Below are 16,494 nucleotides of genomic sequence, written 5' to 3' on the forward strand. Positions count from 1 at the left end.
TTTTATGTTTTTAATAAAGGGAGAAAGTATGATGGAATGTTTAGGTTGTAAATTAGCAAATGAAGAGGAAAAAATATATAGAGTATACGAAGATGAGTATGTAACATGTTTTTTAGATCATGAACCTTTCTATCCAGGTCATACTTTAATTGTGCCGAAGCAGCATGTTGTAGAAGTAGATGAATTAAATGATGTTGTAGCAAAATCTGTTATGGATGCTTCTAAGCTTATTGCAAAAGCGATTAAGGCATTATACAAACCAGATGGAGTTACAGTTTGTCAAAATGGTGGAGTATTTAACGAGTTAACACATTACCATATGCATGTCGTACCAAGATATAAAGAGCGCCCGTTTGCTGAGTTTTATATGGTACAATCGGGAGAAAAACAGAATCATAACTTTGAAGAGACAAAGCATTTGTTAAAAGAAGCGATAGAGCAAATAATACATATTGAAAAGGTGTAAAAGAATTTTTCTTAGAGATACAGTCAGGAAAATTCTAATATTAAAAAGCCCAATTTCTCAGTTAAAATAGAGAAATTGGGCTTTTGTTTATTCTATTATTAAATTTTATCTATAAAAAGATTTTGCAGTGTCACAAAGTTACAGTGCTCATTCGTTATATAGAGTGAGAGGAGGAATTATATGAAAGTTACAAACAAAGATTATGAAAAGATGGAAGAGCTATATGAGTTGTATGAACAAAAAATTTATTATGTAGCTTATTCTATTTTAAATAATATTCAACAGGCTGAAGATACGGTTCAAGAGACGTTTATTACTCTTTATAAGGACTTGGAAAAGCTCCATAGCTTGAGCACTGAAGAGCTTAAACGCTATATTTTGAGGATCGCGAAAAACAAGGCGATTGATAGTTACCGGAAAAATAAACGACATGAAACATTTTTAGAAGAATATGAAAGAGAATCAATAGAAGCAGTAGATGAAAATATTGAAGAGTGGGAAAAACGTAAAATGTCTGAGGTTCAAATTGATACATTGCTAAAAGAGTTAAATGAATCTAACAGACAGGTGTTTAAGTATAAAGTCTTCTATAACTTAACGTATCAAGAAATTTCAAGTGTAATGGGGATTACGGAGGCTAATGTCCGCAAGCAGTTTGAACGCGCTCGAAAACGAGTCCAAAATATGATAGGAGGTATACAACATGACGAATTCAAAGAACTCCAAAGAAATATATGAACTTGCTGAAAAAATTGCTTTAGATGATTTTGATAAATCCGAAGAACAACATGAATTTTCACATACATATACGCGCAAAAAGAAACTGTTTATGGAGGAAATGAAGCTGAAGGGCGAGCGACCACAGAAAAAGAGTAAAAGACATCGTATGTTAATCGCTGCTGCCTGCTTATTGATTGGTATGCCGACAACCGTTTTTGGTGCAGTAAAAGTCTATAATATGATTGTTCAAAAACAAAATTATGAAGTAAATGTTTCCTTAACAAATAAGGATTCGAAAAAGAGTGATCAGTGGTATAAGTTGAAGGTTGGTAAATTGCCAGAAAATATGGAAGCAATTGATGACTCTGCTATGAAATATTCATTTAAAGATAACTATGCAAATGGAGGCTTTTCATTCGTTCTTTGGAGAGTAGGGGGAAATTCAGATTTTCCAACTCTGTACTCGAAAAGTTATGAAGAAAAAGAGATAAATGGTAAGAAGGCAGTAATTGTCCATAGAGAAACTGGTAACAAAGATTTAATGATGGACAGGGTAGTTTTTCTATTCTTTGAGGAAGAAGGGATCATGTTACAAAGTTATATTGGAAACGATATAAATGAAGAACAAATGGTGGATGTGTTAGGGAGTATTTCACTTGAGCCTACGTCAAAAGAAAAGGCATCACATATAACAGATTATGATAAAAAGTATTTTAGCGACGAAAGTAAGCCTAAAAAAACTAAGGTGATTCCTTTGAAAAAAGATAGTAAACGACTATTTCATATAGGACAAAAAGTTCCAGTAACGATTATCATGGATAACAGCAAAATTGAATATGTGATAGAAAAGGTTGAAGTTTTTGATTCAATCAAAGATTTTAAACAAGAAAACTTTAATGAACTGGGCTTAGGAATACTAAGTAGGAATCAGGCTTTGGATCAAGCTGGACAATTGATACCATATAGACGGGATGAATATAAAGTTGGAAATGGTAAAGATTCAATTGATCAATTAGTAGAATCAAAATTAATTCATCCTAAATTTGTCTACCTGACAACAACAGTGAAAAATATAGGTAAACAGGCGACAGAAGAAATCTATATGCATCCATCCATACAAGTGCTTAAAAGTAAGGGGAATGTATGGAATTACGCTGAAAGAGATGGAATTACAGAAAAAAATATTATGACGGGCGAAGTTGATTATTTAGAACCTCACGGAGAAGGGAAAAGCTTTTACAATATTGGCAGTATCACACCAGGACAAACGGTGAAGGTTAACTTAGGTTATTTTGTAGATGAGGATAAGCTAGATTCAATCTTCCTTGATGCTTTCCGTTACAGTGGGTTTAGTGGCAATGAGAATATGAATGAGAAAAATCGTTGGTGGTTCGATATTCGTCAACAATCAAAATAATAGAAACAAATCGACGAAAAAGCTGCTTATATTTAGCAGCTTTTTTCGTCTCCATACATATGTAAAATTTCTTTCGCACGTATACGTAAACCATCTATCAATTCTGTCGGTTCTAAAACTTTTGCATTTTTTCCGAGTCTATAAAATAAAGGGGTAATAAAATTGATTTCTCCTTTATCAATTGTTGAATTTATATATCCTGTCCCATCCTCGTTTATTATAACGAATTCCTCAAGATAAGGGACGCTTTTACATTGGCGTACGCCTTCTGTTGTCAGTAAAACATGTAACTGAGTAGGGATGTGTACTACGTTAGAGTTAGAGGCAAACCACTCTTCTAAATTCATGAATGTATCCTCATTTTCTTCCGTTGATAATATGGAAAGAATACGATCGATGCGATATAGTAATACTTTTTTCCTGCCATAGTCATAGGACGGTAAGTACCATAGCCCGTCATGAGCATATACACCGATAGGATGAACATGTTTTGTTTTTAACCCCGATTTAGATTCGTATTGAAAGTGTAAATTTTTATTTTCAATAGCCGCGGTTAACACTTCGTTTAAAAGAGGTGTATCAATTGTGCGCTTCGGATTCCAAAAAGCGATGTAAGAACGTATTTTATCAACTTTCACTTTCGCATCATGTTGTAGGGAGCTATACAGTTTATGTGTAACGGAATTGATTTCTGTGTTAAAAGGTAAGTCGCGATAGTAACTTAAAGATTGAAAAGCAAAAAAGATAGAGACTGCTTCTTCTTCCGTAAATAAAATAGGCGGAATTACTCTATTCGTTAATACTTTATAGCCGCCGTTACGACCTTGTTCTGCGTAAATGGGCAACCCCATATCACTTAAATCTAAAATGTATCTATGAACCGTACGAACGGAAATATTAAATTCATCAGCTATTTCTTGAGCTGTAAATGTTTTTTTCGCAGAAGCAAATATAAGAATATCTAATAAGCGTTTAGCTTTTGACAAATGTATCACCTTTTCTTTTTAACGTGACATAAATTGTCATGTTTTATTGTTAGTATATTGTTTACATCATATGTTATCAAGATGAGATACAAGGAGGAAAAGATATGTCACGTGAAATAGTTTTATTTATAGCGGCGAGTTTAGATGGATATATTGCGAAAGAAAATGATGATTTAGAGTGGTTAATGGAAACGGAAGGAGAGGGAGATAATGGTTATACAGAAATGTACGAAACGATTGATACAATAATTATGGGAAAGAAAACGTACGATTATGTAGTAGAGCATACGGAAACATTCCCGTACTTAGATAAAGCATGTTATGTTTTTTCTCGTTCAGAAAAAGGTTCAGACGGAAACGTGGAATTTGTAAATGAAGATGTAGTGGAGTTTACAAAAAGGTTAAAAGCACAAGAAGGGTCTAAAATATGGATGGTTGGTGGAGGAGAGCTACTGAGAGAATTCTTTAAAAATAATCTAATTGATGAATATATTGTTACGATTACACCGCATATATTAGGCTCAGGTGTCCCATTATTTAAAGAAAAGAATCCAGAAATTAATTTAACTTTAACGGATACGAAACGTTTTGGGCAATTTGTAAATTTATATTATAAAGTAAAATGATAAAGTGAAACTTTAATCAGTGGGGGTTTTGTTCATCTCCCACTGATTATTAGTTGAACCAATCGGGCTTTTACGGGCAGTTGATCCCCCACCTAACTTCTTTGCTTCCGCTGAATTTTGATGTAGGGGGTCTTACTGCCCGTTAATGCGGGATAAAGAAACACGACTACTGATGGTAGTCGTGTTTCTTTACAGATGGTAATGAAATGATAAAACAAGATCCATGATCAACTTCACTCGTGACAGTAATCGTCCCGCCGTGTAGCTCTACAATTTCTTTCACGATAGATAGTCCTAAACCAGTTCCACCTGTAGCTCGTGATCTTGCTTTATCAACTCGATAAAAGCGTTCGAAAATGTGAGGGAGGTCTTCAAGCGGAATACCTTCGCCTTCATCTTCAATTGCAATGGAAATATGTTTATGTTCTTCTGTAACAGAAATGTTTATATGAGAATGCTCTTTTGAATGTCTATAAGCGTTATTTAAAATATTCACAACAACTTGTTCGAATCGTTGTTCATCTAAGTTTACTAGCAGTGTAGGAGGACAAGAGAAAGAAACTTTAATGTACCTTTCTTTATACATGGCGTTTACTTTTTCACATATACGCGTAAGGAAGGTGTGTAAATGCACTTCCTTTACTTGAATAGAAAAGTTATGTTGTTCCATTTGTGCAAGTGAAAATAAATCTTGAACTAAGTTTGTAATGTAATCAGACTCATCTTTTATAATTGATAAATATCGCAAACGTTGTTCAGAAGGGGTGCTTTCTTTTAAAGCAATGTCAGCATAACCTCTTACGTATGTTAACGGTGTTCGTAATTCGTGAGCAACACTTGCTAGAAATTCACTTCGCTCTGTTTTCATATAATGTAGATCATTTGCGAGCGTCTGAATAGATGATGCTAGTTCACCAATTTCATCATTTCGAGTAGTTGTTAATGAAACAGATAAATCACCTTTACTCATTTTTTCAGTGGCATGTTTCATGTGTAACAATGGTTTTGTTAATAATCGAGATAATAGGAAAATTGTGATGACTGTGAGTAGAAACGTGATGGCACCAGCAATAATGAATTGTTTCGTTAATCCATTAACTAACTTTTCAATTGATTCTGTTCCAAGAAACATGTACACATAGCCTTCATGTTTTCCATCTACTACAATGGGGCTAACTGTACATATATAATTAGATGTTTTCCAATGATTTTCTATAATCGCTCCATTATGGTCTGTTCGAGTTTGCATTTTACTAATATGATCGTTTATAGTCGTGTTTATTTCGTTAGATTTAGCTAGTATTTCTTTATTTGCATTTGTAATAACGACAGTTGTTTCAGCTTCAGATTCCATTAATGCTACGTGAGAGATGGTTTGCTCATCGTAATATTTTTCAAGTACATCTCGATGACTATTTCCTCGCTTTAATAAAGCTGTCATTTCTTCATTTACTCTAGTGTTTACAAGACTATAATAGAGCAAAATAAAGAGAACACTTTCAATTAAAAGTGTAACAATTAAAAAATAAAATCCGAATTGAATTGAAATTCGTTTCATCGTTTTGCCCCTTACTGTTCAGTATTAATCCATCGATAACCTACTCCATACACGGTTTTTAAATGATGATCAATAGGGAAATTTGCTTTTCGCAATTTATCACGTAAATTACGAATATGTGAATCGACTGTGCGATCTTCTGTATTTGTGTTTAACCCCCAAATTCGTTCGATGAGCTGATCACGGTTTAATACGTAGTTCACATGGCGTAAAAATAATCCGAGTAAAGAAAATTCAATTGGTGTGAGAAGGAGTTCTTCATTATGGACAGAAACGAAGTGTTTTGTTTCATCCCATACAATACCGTGATATTGGATTTGTTTATGTTCATTTGTACGTCTTAAAACGGCTTCAATTCTTGCGAAAAGTTCTTCTTCATGGAAAGGTTTCGTTACGTAATCATCGGCTCCAATTTTTAATCCTTGAACGACATCTACTGTTTGATCACGAGCTGTAACCATAATAATAGGAATGTTACTAAAAGATCGGATTTTTTTGCACGTTTCCCATCCGTCCATCTTTGGCATCATAATATCGAGTAAAACAAATTTAAAGTTTCGATTTTCTATATGTAAAATAGCTTCTTCTCCTGAAGTCGCACATACGCAGTTATATCCAATTGGTGTAAGATAAAGCGTTAATAATTCAAGCATTCTCGGTTCATCGTCTACGAGCAGTATATCAATCATAGAGAGCCCTCCATATTTATAATCGTTACTTAAAGTGTAATGCAAAATCATGAAGAAATGGTGCAGATTATGATGTGTCTGCATAATTTCTTCAGAATTGCTTGTTATTGTGGAGTTGAAATTACATTTTAGGTAATCATATTGGCTCAAAAATGATTAATACGGAGGCGGTATAGTGAAAAAAATGACCCGAATTTTTGGGATAACAATAATTACAGCAGTTGGTCTTGCTGCATGCGGACAAACGAATACAGACCATAAAAACCATGAATCTACAAAAGAGAAGAAAACAGAGCAAAAGGAAATGAAAATGAATCAGGAGGTAACGGCGCCAAAAGAAATGAACCAAGGTGCATCTAATGATTTATTAACGACAAGTTTAAAAAATGTAACGAGATTAAACACAAACGACCCTTTGCAAATGGCAGTATTAACTTCACAAACGATATGGCCAGTAACTCATAAGGAGAACCAGCCAGGTGCTGTTATTTTAGTACCAGCAAGCGAGTGGCAATTAGGTATTGCGAGTGCAGACCTTATTCATCATCCGAATAACGGGCCGATTTTATTTATAGAAAAAGAAAAGATACCGGAAATGACGTTAAAAGAAATAAAACGATTAAATCCAATCGGAACGAAAGATGGAACACAAATTATGGTGATGGGGGATGTAGGTACTAGCGCGCTTGAGCAATTAAAAGGTTATAAAGTAAAACAAATAAAAGAAACAGATCCAGCTATATTTGCGAAGGATGTTGATAAGGAGTATGCCGATATAACAGGAAGCTACCCAAATAGTGTTATTATTGGTTCGTCTGAAGAAGAAGGACGTTTATATACAACACCAGCTGTAAACTGGATTTCTCATATGCCAGAACCGCTTTTATATACAGAAAAAGATAAGGTGCCAGAAGCGACAATAGAGGCATTAAAAATGAGAAAAGATAAAGCAAATATATATGTATTAGGGCCAGAAAAAATTGTTTCAAAAGAAGTAGAAAAAGAGCTAAGCAAATACGGGAAAGTAACGCGTATTAGTGGAGAGACCCCTACAGAAAACTCGATTGCGTTCGCTAAGTTTAAAGATGAAAAAACAAAATTTGGCTGGGGATTCACAAAACCTGGTCACGGTTTATCATTTGTTTCAAGCAAAACACCAGATTTAGCAGTTGCTGGGGCACCTTTTTCACATATGGGTAAACACGCACCTGTTGTATTATTAGAAGAAGGTAAAGCTTCACAACCAGTGTATGACTTCCTTGCAAGCATTCAGCCGAAGTTTAAAGATGATCCAACACTTGGACCATATAATCACGGTTTCTTATTAGGAAGTACGAGTGATATTTCATTTGAAACACAAGGAATACTAGATGAGAGGTTAGAAATTGTTCAGGAAAGTGGTCAAGGACACGGTGGACATTAATGAAATGAGAAAAGATGCTACTGATATAGCGTCTTTTTTTATTTTCCTCGACAAAATATGACAAAAAAGTTGTAACTGTTTCTGTTATGATAGTTTCGAAAATCTTACATTTTACATAATCGGAGGAAAAAGAATGTATAAAAAATTGGGTACTATTGCTTTAACAGGTGCACTTGCTTTTAGTTTATCTGCTTGTGGTGAAACTGAAGTTAAAGAAGTGAGTAAAAACGATGCTCCTAAACAGGCTGAAAAGAAAGATAAAAAGGAAAAAGCTGAAAGCAAGATTTATAAAATTGGAGATACTGTAGAAGTTAATGGTCTACAACTTACTTTCAGTTCAGCTAAATTCGTTGAGCCTAACGAATACGTAAAAGCTGAAAAAGGGAAAGTACTAGAAATCGGTTTTAACGCTAAAAATAATGGCAAAAAAGATATATATTTTGGAACTTCTGAATTAAAAATTGCTGATACTAACGGCAACCAATTCAAAGAGTACTTTGGTGGGGAAAATACGTTTATAAATGAAAATATTGCGCCAGGTAACCAAATTACAAACAAAATGTTATTTGATGTACCAGAAGGCGATAAGTTTGTTGGTACATTTAAACCTACATTTACATTTGACGAGAAATCAGTGAAATTTGAATTTGAAGTTGCTAAATAAGGAGAGATTGAAATGAAAAGAACAGCTGAATTTGTATTAGGTCTTATTGGAGGTATTTTTGGTATTATTTGTGCATTTGTTGCTTTATTGATCGGCGGTATGGGAGCTGCTTTTGAAGCTGATGGAGCAAATACTGTTATTGGTTTAGGTTGGGGAGCTGTGGCTCTATCAATCTTAGGAATTGTTGGATCTGTTATGGTAAGAAGTAAAGCGAAGGTTGGCGGTATTATGATGACTGTGGCTGCTATCGGTGGATTTATTTGTATTTCTATAATTTACTTATTACCAGGCGTATTACTATTAATCGGTGGGTTAATGGGTATATTCCGTAAGGATAAAGCAACTGTATCTGCATAAAATGAGCACTCGAAAGAGTGCTCTTACTATTTTCATTAAATTAGTATAAACTCCTCTAACCCTAAACTATCCAAACTAAACCTCATATATGAAGTGGAAATATCTATAGAACTTTAAATGAACTAAATTACATGTGCATTTTTCATCCATCCAAACAAAGTTTTCTTCATTTGACATACTGTAGAATCCGAAATCATTGTACGTTAAATCAACAATAGGTGATAGTATATTTAAAGTTTCCTAAAAAAGAAGCTACGAAGGTAATATCATTTTTAGGAAACTTTTACATAGCAAAAAATCTTCTACTCGTTATATAATAGCTTTCGTGCAGTCGGCTAGATTTTCTTATGGAGAAAATCAAATTATAAAGGAGTAGAGGAGTGATATTTTGTTTCAAACGATAAAAAATGACTGGTTTTCTAATGTGAAAGGGGACGTGTTATCAGGAATTGTCGTTGCTTTAGCGTTAATCCCTGAAGCGATAGCCTTCTCTGTTATTGCAGGCGTGGATCCGACAGTTGGACTATACGCAGCCTTTTGTATTGCAGTTACCATTTCATTTGTTGGCGGAAGAACTGGAATGATTTCAGCTGCAACAGGTGCAATGGCATTATTAATGGTAACGCTTGTTAAAGATCATGGTTTGCAATATTTATTTGCTACAACAATATTAACAGGTATTGTCCAGATTATTTTTGGCGTGTTCAAACTGAGCTCATTTATGAAGTTTGTTCCGAAATCCGTTATGAGTGGTTTTTTAAATTCACTTGGAATTTTAGTTTTTACAGCGCAATTGCCACATTTTAAAAATGCAACTTGGCAAATGTATGCACTCGTTGTATTAGGACTTGCAATTATATATTTATTTCCACGTATTACAACGGCTGTACCTTCTACGCTTATTTCAATTATTATTGTGACGAGTATTGCACTTATGAGCGGATTACAGTTGAAAACAGTAGGAGATATGGGAAGCCTGCCGAAAGAATTACCGTTCTTTAGTATTCCTGACGTGCCTTTTACACTTGAGACATTAGGGATTATTTTACCTTATGCAGTTATGCTTGCAATTATCGGTTTACTAGAATCATTATTAACAGCTTCAGTTTTAGATGATATGACGCATACGGAAAGTAATAAGCATAAAGAGGCACGTGGACAAGGGATCGCAAACATTGTTGCTGGTTTCTTCGGAGGAATGGCAGGTTGTGCAATGATCGGTCAATCTGTTATTAATATTAAATCAGGTGGACGAGGTCGCCTATCAACATTTGTAGCGGGCGGATTTTTAATCGTATTACTATTCGTTTTAGGAGATTATGTCGTTCATATTCCGATGGCAGCTTTAGTTGCAGTTATGATTATGGTTTCAATCGGAACGTTTGATTGGAACTCTGTAGCAACGATTCATAAAGTGCCAAAAGGGAACGCATTCGTCATGATCGTAACAGTCGTGGTCGTTCTTATCACTCATAATTTGGGATTAGGTGTAATTATCGGAACAGTAATTAGTGCGGTTTTATTTGCATTCAATATGGCAAAGATTCACGTGAAACATTTATATATTGAAAATAAGAAAATATACGAAATTCACGGTCAACTCTTCTTTGCATCTACAGCAGATTTTATAAATGCTTTTTCATTGGATGAAGATATAAAAGAAATCGAAATGAACTTTACTCATGCGCACGTATGGGATGATTCGGCAGTGGCATCAATTGATAAAGTTATTATGAAATATGAACAAAGTGGCGTGAAAGTAAGTATAACAGGATTAAATGAACGTAGCTCAAAACTTGTTGCAAATTTAGCTACTTATAATAAAAGAATTGCTAGTTAAAAGCCTCCTTTTTAGGGGGCTTTATTATATAATACGAGTAGGATAACGAAAAGGGGATTCAGCATATGTACAAACAAATTATATTAGCATGTGATGGTTCTGAACATGCACTTCGAGCAGCGGAACATGCAACATATATTGCAAAATGTAGCGAAGAAACAAATGTTGAAGTTGTGTACGTAGTAGATAATAGAACGGCAAAATCAGATATTATACAAGGTCAAACAGATTTAGAAACAATATCAGCTAGTCGAAAAGATAAATTAAAAGAGATTGAAGGTTTATTAAAGAAAGAGAACATTTCTTATACAATTACGATATTACATGGTGATCCTGGAGATACAATTGTTCAATATGTGAATACAGGAGATATAGATCTTGTCATTGCTGGAAGTAGAGGGCTCAATACACTGCAAGAAATGGTGCTGGGAAGTGTAAGTCATAAAATAGCAAAGCGTGTGAAATGTCCAGTGATGATTGTAAAATGAAATAGAATGTAACGAAGACCTTAGTATAACTGAGGTCTTTTTTTATGTATAAATGACTCTTATTTGTGGAAATACTAGATATATAAGTTGAAAAGATGTTAACTTACAAATTTGTAAGTTAGTTGTTAGAGAAATCGATGTTATGAAATTTTTCCCATTGGTAAAATAAAAGTATCAAAGGGGAGATAGGGAGGATGGAAGTAATGAAATCATTTCAAAATTTGTCATATAGCCAAGGTGTCAGTCTTATTTGTTTAGGGGGATTTGCTGCATCTGTTACGTTAGCCGTTTTAATAAAGGTGTTTCATCAAATCTTTTAATCTTATAGTAGGGAAGGAATGGGTTGTTATCATTAGTAGGAACAGCAATGAAAATAAAAAATAGCTCTTAGCATGTATGTAAATGCTAAGAGCTATTTTTATGCTTGTTATATATTATTTAAGCTTGTTTTGATTTTACTGACCCTGTATTTAAAGTAAGAGCAAGGAAGAACATTGCAAGTACGCAAGATGCAAGTAATAAGATGAATCCGCCATCCCATCCGAATGCATCTACGATAAAGCCCATAGCTGCACTAGCGAAAGCTGCTCCGCCTAAGTAACCGAAGAATCCAGTTAAGCCTGCTGCAGTTCCAGCAGCTTTCTTTGGTGCTAAATCTAGAGCGTGTAGACCAATTAACATAACCGGTCCGTAAATTAAAAATCCAATTGCGACAAGTGCGATACTATCAACCATTGGATTACCAGGAGGGTTTAACCAGTAAACAAGAACTGCGATAAATACACCAACCATAAATAGAATACCAGCAGGTGCACGACGTCCTTTAAATAGTTTATCACTCATCCATCCGCAAAGAAGTGTACCTGGAATACCAGCCCATTCATATAGAGCGTAAGCAGTACGTGAGCTACTATGAGTAAAGCTTTTTTCTTCTACTAAATAAGTAGGAGCCCAGTCTACAACGCCGTAACGTACGAAATATACGAAAACGTTCGCAATAGCGATGTACCATAAAAACTTATTGTTTAATACGTATTTAAATAAAATTTCCTTTACTGAAAGTTCGCGTTCGCGATCTTTTACTTTTTCATCTGGTGGATATTCCCCAGTATGTTCTTCAATAGAAGGTAGTCCACAAGATTGAGGTGTATCTTTCATCGTAATTAATACATAAATACCAACTAAAATTGAAAGAATACCTGGGAAGTAAAAAATACTTTTCCAGTCATCTGCGAAGAAGTATAAGCCTAATGTTACAAGGGAAGGCATAAGCGCTCCGCCAACATTATGAGCGACGTTCCAAATAGACATTTTTGTACCACGTTCGCTAATAGAGAACCAGTGCACCATCGTACGACCACAAGGAGGCCATCCCATACCTTGTACCCATCCATTTAAAAACTGAAGTACAAACATAAGTATAATGCTCGTTGTAATGAAAGAAAATGAGCCGAAAATAATATTAATGATACCTGATAAAAATAGCCCAGCTGCTAAAAAGTAGCGAGGATTACAACGATCGGATACGATACCCATAAGAAATTTACTTAATCCGTAAGCAATAGAAACTGCTGAAAGGATAACCCCAAGTTCCCCTTTACTAAAGCCTTGCTCGATTAAGTATGGCATTGCTAGTGAAAAGTTTTTTCGAACAAAGTAGTAGCCTGCATAACCGATGAAGATACCTAAGAATACTTGTAAACGTAATTTACGGTATTCGCTATCAACGCGATCAGCTGGTAAGCGTTCCGCGTGGGGCGCAGGTTTAAATAATTGTGTGAAAAACATAAAATGAAAATCCTCCCCTAATTAATTCGAAGCGTTTTAAGACAGAGAATATAAAAAGGCCATGAAATATAAAAAAGTTTCCTTTTTTATGATTCATAGCCGTGTACTCCGTTTCTCCGTGACTGTCAATATTAACTTCGTCGAAAATTATACAACTTTGTGACAAAAATGTAAACGTTTTTATGAATAAAAGTATTGACGGATTTTGTTCGCGGGATTAATATTTAAATACGTTAAATATTTTATTGTTTAAATAAGAGGTGGATAACATGCCAAATGATATGACGCATATCGATAAAATTCAAGCTCTTGCCTTTTCGATTGGAAAGAAAATGCAGACGGAGTTATTAGAACAAATGCAAGCAACAGGACTTACACCACCGCAGTTTTATATTTTAAAGATTTTAGATCATTATGGGGCTTCAAGAGCGACAACATTAGCAAAAAAGATGTATGTGAAGCCTAGCGCGATTACAGTGATGATTGATCGTCTAATCGATCAAGAACTTGTAGAACGCTATCACGACAAAGATGACCGTCGTGTTGTCATCATCGAGTTAACGAAAAAGGGGAAAGCTAGAGTAGAAGAGGCAATGACAGCTCGCAACGAGCATATTGCAAAATACTTTTCACATTTAGAGTTGCAAGAAAGAGAAGATTTATTACGTCTCTTTGAGAAGTTAGAAACCATTATTTGCGGGACACAAGAGAAAAAAGAGAATAACTAAGAGGAATTGAGGAGATTACATGGAGCAACAAGAAAATCAAAATAGAAAGTTGTTGTTAATCGGTTTAGTAATCGCGATGCTATTTGCTGCATTAGATGGAACAATTGTTGGTACAGCAATGCCACGTATCGTCGGTGACCTAGGCGGATTAAGTTTAATGACATGGTTAACGACAGCTTATATGTTAACATCAACGACAGTTGTACCAATTGCAGGTAAATTAGCGGATTTACTTGGTCGTCGTAACGTATATATAACAGGGCTAGTTATTTTCATGATTGGTTCGGCGTTATGTGGTATGGCGAATGGTATGACAGAATTAATTATTTTCCGTGGTATTCAAGGTCTTGGTGGCGGTATTATGATGCCAATGGCTATGATTATTATTGGAGATATGTTCACGGGAAAAGAACGTGCGAAATGGCAAGGTATTTTTGGTGCGTTATACGGTCTTGCTTCTGTAATTGGACCGCAAGTTGGTGGTTGGATTGTAGATGCAGTGAACTGGAGATGGGTATTCTACATTAACTTACCGGTTGGTATTTTAGCAACAATCTTTATTGCAATGGGATTAAAATCACATAAACAAACAGGACCAATTAAAATTGATATCGCTGGAATCTTTACGATGATTCTAGGTGTTGTAAGTTTATTACTTGCGCTAACGTTTGGCGGAAAAGATTATGCATGGGATTCTTGGCAAATTATCGGTTTATTCGCACTAGCTGTAATTGGTATCGTTAGCTTTGTTATTGTTGAAACGAAAGCTGAAGAGCCGATTTTACCAATGCATTTCTTTAAAAATCGCACATTTACAATACTGAATGCGATTGGATTCTTTATGAGTATTGGAATGTTCGGCGCGATTATGTTCGTACCATTCTTCATGCAAGGTATTGTAGGAGTAAGTGCTGCTGAATCAGGAACAATTATGACTCCAATGATGATTACAATGATTGTAATGAGTATTATCGGTGGGCAACTTGTATTAAAAGTTGGTGTAAAACCACAAATTATCGCAGGTATGCTTATTATGGCCGGTGGTTTTTGGTTATTAACAACGATGGATATGCACACAACGAAGCTTACAGCTACTTCTTATATGATGGTTATCGGTTTAGGAATGGGTCTTGTAATGCCGACATTAACATTAGCGTTACAAGAAAGCTTCCCGAAAAAAGACCTTGGTGTCGTAACGTCATCAAGTCAGTTCTTCCGTCAAATTGGTGGAACATTTGGTATTACAATTTTAGGATCAATTATGAATAACACTTCAGGTACAACGTTAACAAATAAATTAGTACCTGTATTAGATACATTCCCGAAAGAAGCGGGACAAATGGTAACGAAATTTAAAGATATGATTCACACAGATCCACAAGGTTTATATTCGATGCTATTTAGCCCAGAGGCATTAAAACAAATGCCAGAAGCGTTTGCTAACAGCATTGTACCTATTTTGAAAAACTCTTTAGTAGACTCGCTTCATACTGTATTCTTAACAGGATTAGTATTTATCGTAGTAGGTGCCATCTTTACGATTTTCTTACAAAAAATTAAACTATCAGATCGTAAAAAAGATGCTGAAGAGCCTGCTGTTGAAGAAAAAGAAAAAACTGTATCATACTCGTAATGAAGAAGCATCGCCTTATGGCGGTGCTTTTTTGAGTATAACCTTAAAAGCTTTTTAGTGAGAAATGATTGACGTATTTTTAGAAATACGTTATATTATTTTCTGTAAACGGTTACATGAAATGAGGAGAAAAGAGAATGAGTACGATTAAAGACGTTGCGAAATTAGCGGGAGTATCTGTTGCGACCGTTTCCAGAGTTCTAAATAAAAATGGATATGTTCATGAAGATACATTAAAAAAGGTAGAGCGTGCAATAGAGATGTTAGATTATAAGCCTAGTACAGTAGCGCGTTCACTGTATAATAAAAAGTCTCGTTTAATTGGCTTAGTTGTTCCGAATATCGTGAATCCGTTCTTTCCAGAAGTTGCACGTGCCGTAGAAGATGTAGCACATAAACAAGGTTACACAGTTGTTCTTTGTAACTCTGATGAAAGTTTAGAAAAAGAGAAACAATACATTGATGTACTTAGACAAAATAATGTAGATGGATTTATTGTAGCAACGAATCCACAAAATAGTGTTAATTACATGAATTTATCTGTTCCGGTTGTTGCGATTGACCGTATGTTTAATGAGCGTATTCCTACTGTATATGCAGATAACTATGCAGGAAGTCAGGCTGCGACAAAGTTGTTACTAGATAAAGGATGTAAACATATTGCACATATTCGCGGACCACGTGATGTGAGTACTGCAAATGAACGTTTTGAAGGTTTTGTAGACGTTATTACGCAAAATAATCTTTCGTATATGATTGCGGAGAGTACGTTTGAGCCAGCAAATAGTGAGCGTGTAGCGATGGAATTATTAGAAGAATACCCGCATATTGATGGTATTGTTGCTGGGAATGATTTAATTGCGATTGGTATTGTAAAGGCTGCACTTCAAAAGGGGATTGCCATTCCAGATGATTTACAAATTATCGGATTTGATGGCATTTCTTTAACGGAAATGATGTATCCATCTATTACAACAGTTGCACAACCGATATATGAAATGGGGAAAATTGCAACAGAGTTGTTGTTAGAGCAAATGGAAGGAAATACATTAGAAGAGAAACACTATCGTTTGCCAATTGAAATTATAGAACGAAATACAACGAAGTAAGG

At 35.0% G+C, this 16,494-nt stretch carries 17 protein-coding genes; 13 read left to right on the top strand and 4 right to left on the bottom strand.

Annotation, left to right across the window (positions count from 1 at the left end; translation table 11 throughout):
• The first annotated feature begins 28 nt into the window (after positions 1–28).
• From C3Y97_RS03350 to C3Y97_RS03360, 3 genes are all read left to right on the top strand, one after another.
• Positions 29–466 (top strand): HIT family protein, encoded by a 438-nt coding sequence (locus tag C3Y97_RS03350; RefSeq protein ID WP_225989760.1) that lies wholly within the window; start codon positions 29–31, stop codon positions 464–466.
• A gap of 180 nt (positions 467–646) precedes the next feature.
• Positions 647–1,204 carry an RNA polymerase sigma factor gene (locus C3Y97_RS03355; RefSeq protein WP_136363025.1) on the top strand — a complete coding sequence of 186 codons (558 nt, stop codon included), beginning with the start codon at positions 647–649 and terminating at the stop codon, positions 1,202–1,204.
• Positions 1,170–2,603, top strand: coding sequence for an ECF-type sigma factor negative effector (locus C3Y97_RS03360; protein WP_000185128.1), 1,434 nt, complete (start codon positions 1,170–1,172; stop codon positions 2,601–2,603). The genes C3Y97_RS03355 and C3Y97_RS03360 overlap by 35 nt, the downstream gene beginning before the upstream one ends.
• Before the next feature lie 32 nt (positions 2,604–2,635).
• On the opposite strand, the gene C3Y97_RS03365 is transcribed toward C3Y97_RS03360, so the two are convergent.
• On the bottom strand, positions 2,636–3,589 hold the full coding sequence (locus C3Y97_RS03365; protein ID WP_000030256.1) for a helix-turn-helix transcriptional regulator: 954 nt from the start codon (positions 3,587–3,589) through the stop codon (positions 2,636–2,638).
• A 104-nt stretch (positions 3,590–3,693) separates the two neighbouring features.
• Here C3Y97_RS03365 and C3Y97_RS03370 point away from each other — a divergent pair, with 104 nt between their 5' ends.
• Entirely contained in the window at positions 3,694–4,215 is a 522-nt protein-coding gene (locus C3Y97_RS03370; protein ID WP_000085779.1) for a dihydrofolate reductase family protein, read from the top strand.
• A gap of 166 nt (positions 4,216–4,381) precedes the next feature.
• Here C3Y97_RS03370 and C3Y97_RS03375 read toward each other — a convergent pair whose 3' ends face one another.
• Both C3Y97_RS03375 and C3Y97_RS03380 read right to left on the bottom strand, forming a co-directional pair.
• The gene (locus tag C3Y97_RS03375; protein WP_000822528.1) at positions 4,382–5,773 is read right to left on the bottom strand and encodes a sensor histidine kinase; all 1,392 of its coding nucleotides are present in this window, start codon (positions 5,771–5,773) and stop codon (positions 4,382–4,384) included.
• 11 nt (positions 5,774–5,784) lie between these two features.
• Positions 5,785–6,462, bottom strand: coding sequence for a response regulator transcription factor (locus C3Y97_RS03380; protein WP_000565476.1), 678 nt, complete (start codon positions 6,460–6,462; stop codon positions 5,785–5,787).
• 175 nt (positions 6,463–6,637) lie between these two features.
• Between C3Y97_RS03380 and C3Y97_RS03385 the strand changes: the two genes are divergently transcribed.
• The 6 genes from C3Y97_RS03385 to C3Y97_RS03410 all read left to right on the top strand — a co-directional run bounded on the left by C3Y97_RS03385 (position 6,638) and on the right by C3Y97_RS03410 (position 11,554).
• A complete protein-coding gene (locus tag C3Y97_RS03385; protein WP_136363028.1) occupies positions 6,638–7,885 on the top strand; it encodes a cell wall-binding repeat-containing protein in 1,248 nt (415 codons plus the stop codon).
• Positions 7,886–8,018: 133 nt separating this feature from the next.
• Positions 8,019–8,549: a DUF4352 domain-containing protein gene (locus C3Y97_RS03390; RefSeq protein WP_000277063.1), complete on the top strand. Its 531-nt coding sequence runs from the start codon at positions 8,019–8,021 to the stop codon at positions 8,547–8,549.
• A 12-nt stretch (positions 8,550–8,561) separates the two neighbouring features.
• Positions 8,562–8,906 carry a DUF4064 domain-containing protein gene (locus C3Y97_RS03395; RefSeq protein WP_000831286.1) on the top strand — a complete coding sequence of 115 codons (345 nt, stop codon included), beginning with the start codon at positions 8,562–8,564 and terminating at the stop codon, positions 8,904–8,906.
• Positions 8,907–9,294: 388 nt separating this feature from the next.
• Complete coding sequence (locus C3Y97_RS03400) at positions 9,295–10,746, top strand: SulP family inorganic anion transporter (RefSeq protein ID WP_000487893.1); 1,452 nt, start codon at positions 9,295–9,297, stop codon at positions 10,744–10,746.
• A gap of 65 nt (positions 10,747–10,811) precedes the next feature.
• On the top strand, positions 10,812–11,234 hold the full coding sequence (locus C3Y97_RS03405; RefSeq protein WP_000277999.1) for a universal stress protein: 423 nt from the start codon (positions 10,812–10,814) through the stop codon (positions 11,232–11,234).
• 203 nt (positions 11,235–11,437) lie between these two features.
• Positions 11,438–11,554, top strand: coding sequence for a DUF4027 family protein (locus C3Y97_RS03410; RefSeq protein ID WP_000834733.1), 117 nt, complete (start codon positions 11,438–11,440; stop codon positions 11,552–11,554).
• A 118-nt stretch (positions 11,555–11,672) separates the two neighbouring features.
• Here the strand turns inward: C3Y97_RS03410 and glpT are convergent, their stop codons facing one another.
• On the bottom strand, positions 11,673–13,022 hold the full coding sequence (gene glpT / locus C3Y97_RS03415) for a glycerol-3-phosphate transporter (protein WP_000466385.1): 1,350 nt from the start codon (positions 13,020–13,022) through the stop codon (positions 11,673–11,675).
• Positions 13,023–13,291: 269 nt separating this feature from the next.
• Between glpT and C3Y97_RS03420 the strand changes: the two genes are divergently transcribed.
• From C3Y97_RS03420 to rbsR, 3 genes are all read left to right on the top strand, one after another.
• Positions 13,292–13,750: a MarR family winged helix-turn-helix transcriptional regulator gene (locus C3Y97_RS03420; RefSeq protein ID WP_001132365.1), complete on the top strand. Its 459-nt coding sequence runs from the start codon at positions 13,292–13,294 to the stop codon at positions 13,748–13,750.
• Positions 13,751–13,769: 19 nt separating this feature from the next.
• Entirely contained in the window at positions 13,770–15,383 is a 1,614-nt protein-coding gene (locus C3Y97_RS03425) for an MDR family MFS transporter (protein ID WP_000437647.1), read from the top strand.
• 137 nt (positions 15,384–15,520) lie between these two features.
• Positions 15,521–16,492, top strand: coding sequence for a ribose operon transcriptional repressor RbsR (gene rbsR, locus C3Y97_RS03430; RefSeq protein ID WP_000104051.1), 972 nt, complete (start codon positions 15,521–15,523; stop codon positions 16,490–16,492).
• Positions 16,493–16,494: the final 2 nt, after the last annotated feature.

The organism is Bacillus sp. DU-106 (assembly GCF_004799705.1).
Lineage (GTDB): Bacteria > Bacillota > Bacilli > Bacillales > Bacillaceae_G > Bacillus_A > Bacillus_A cereus.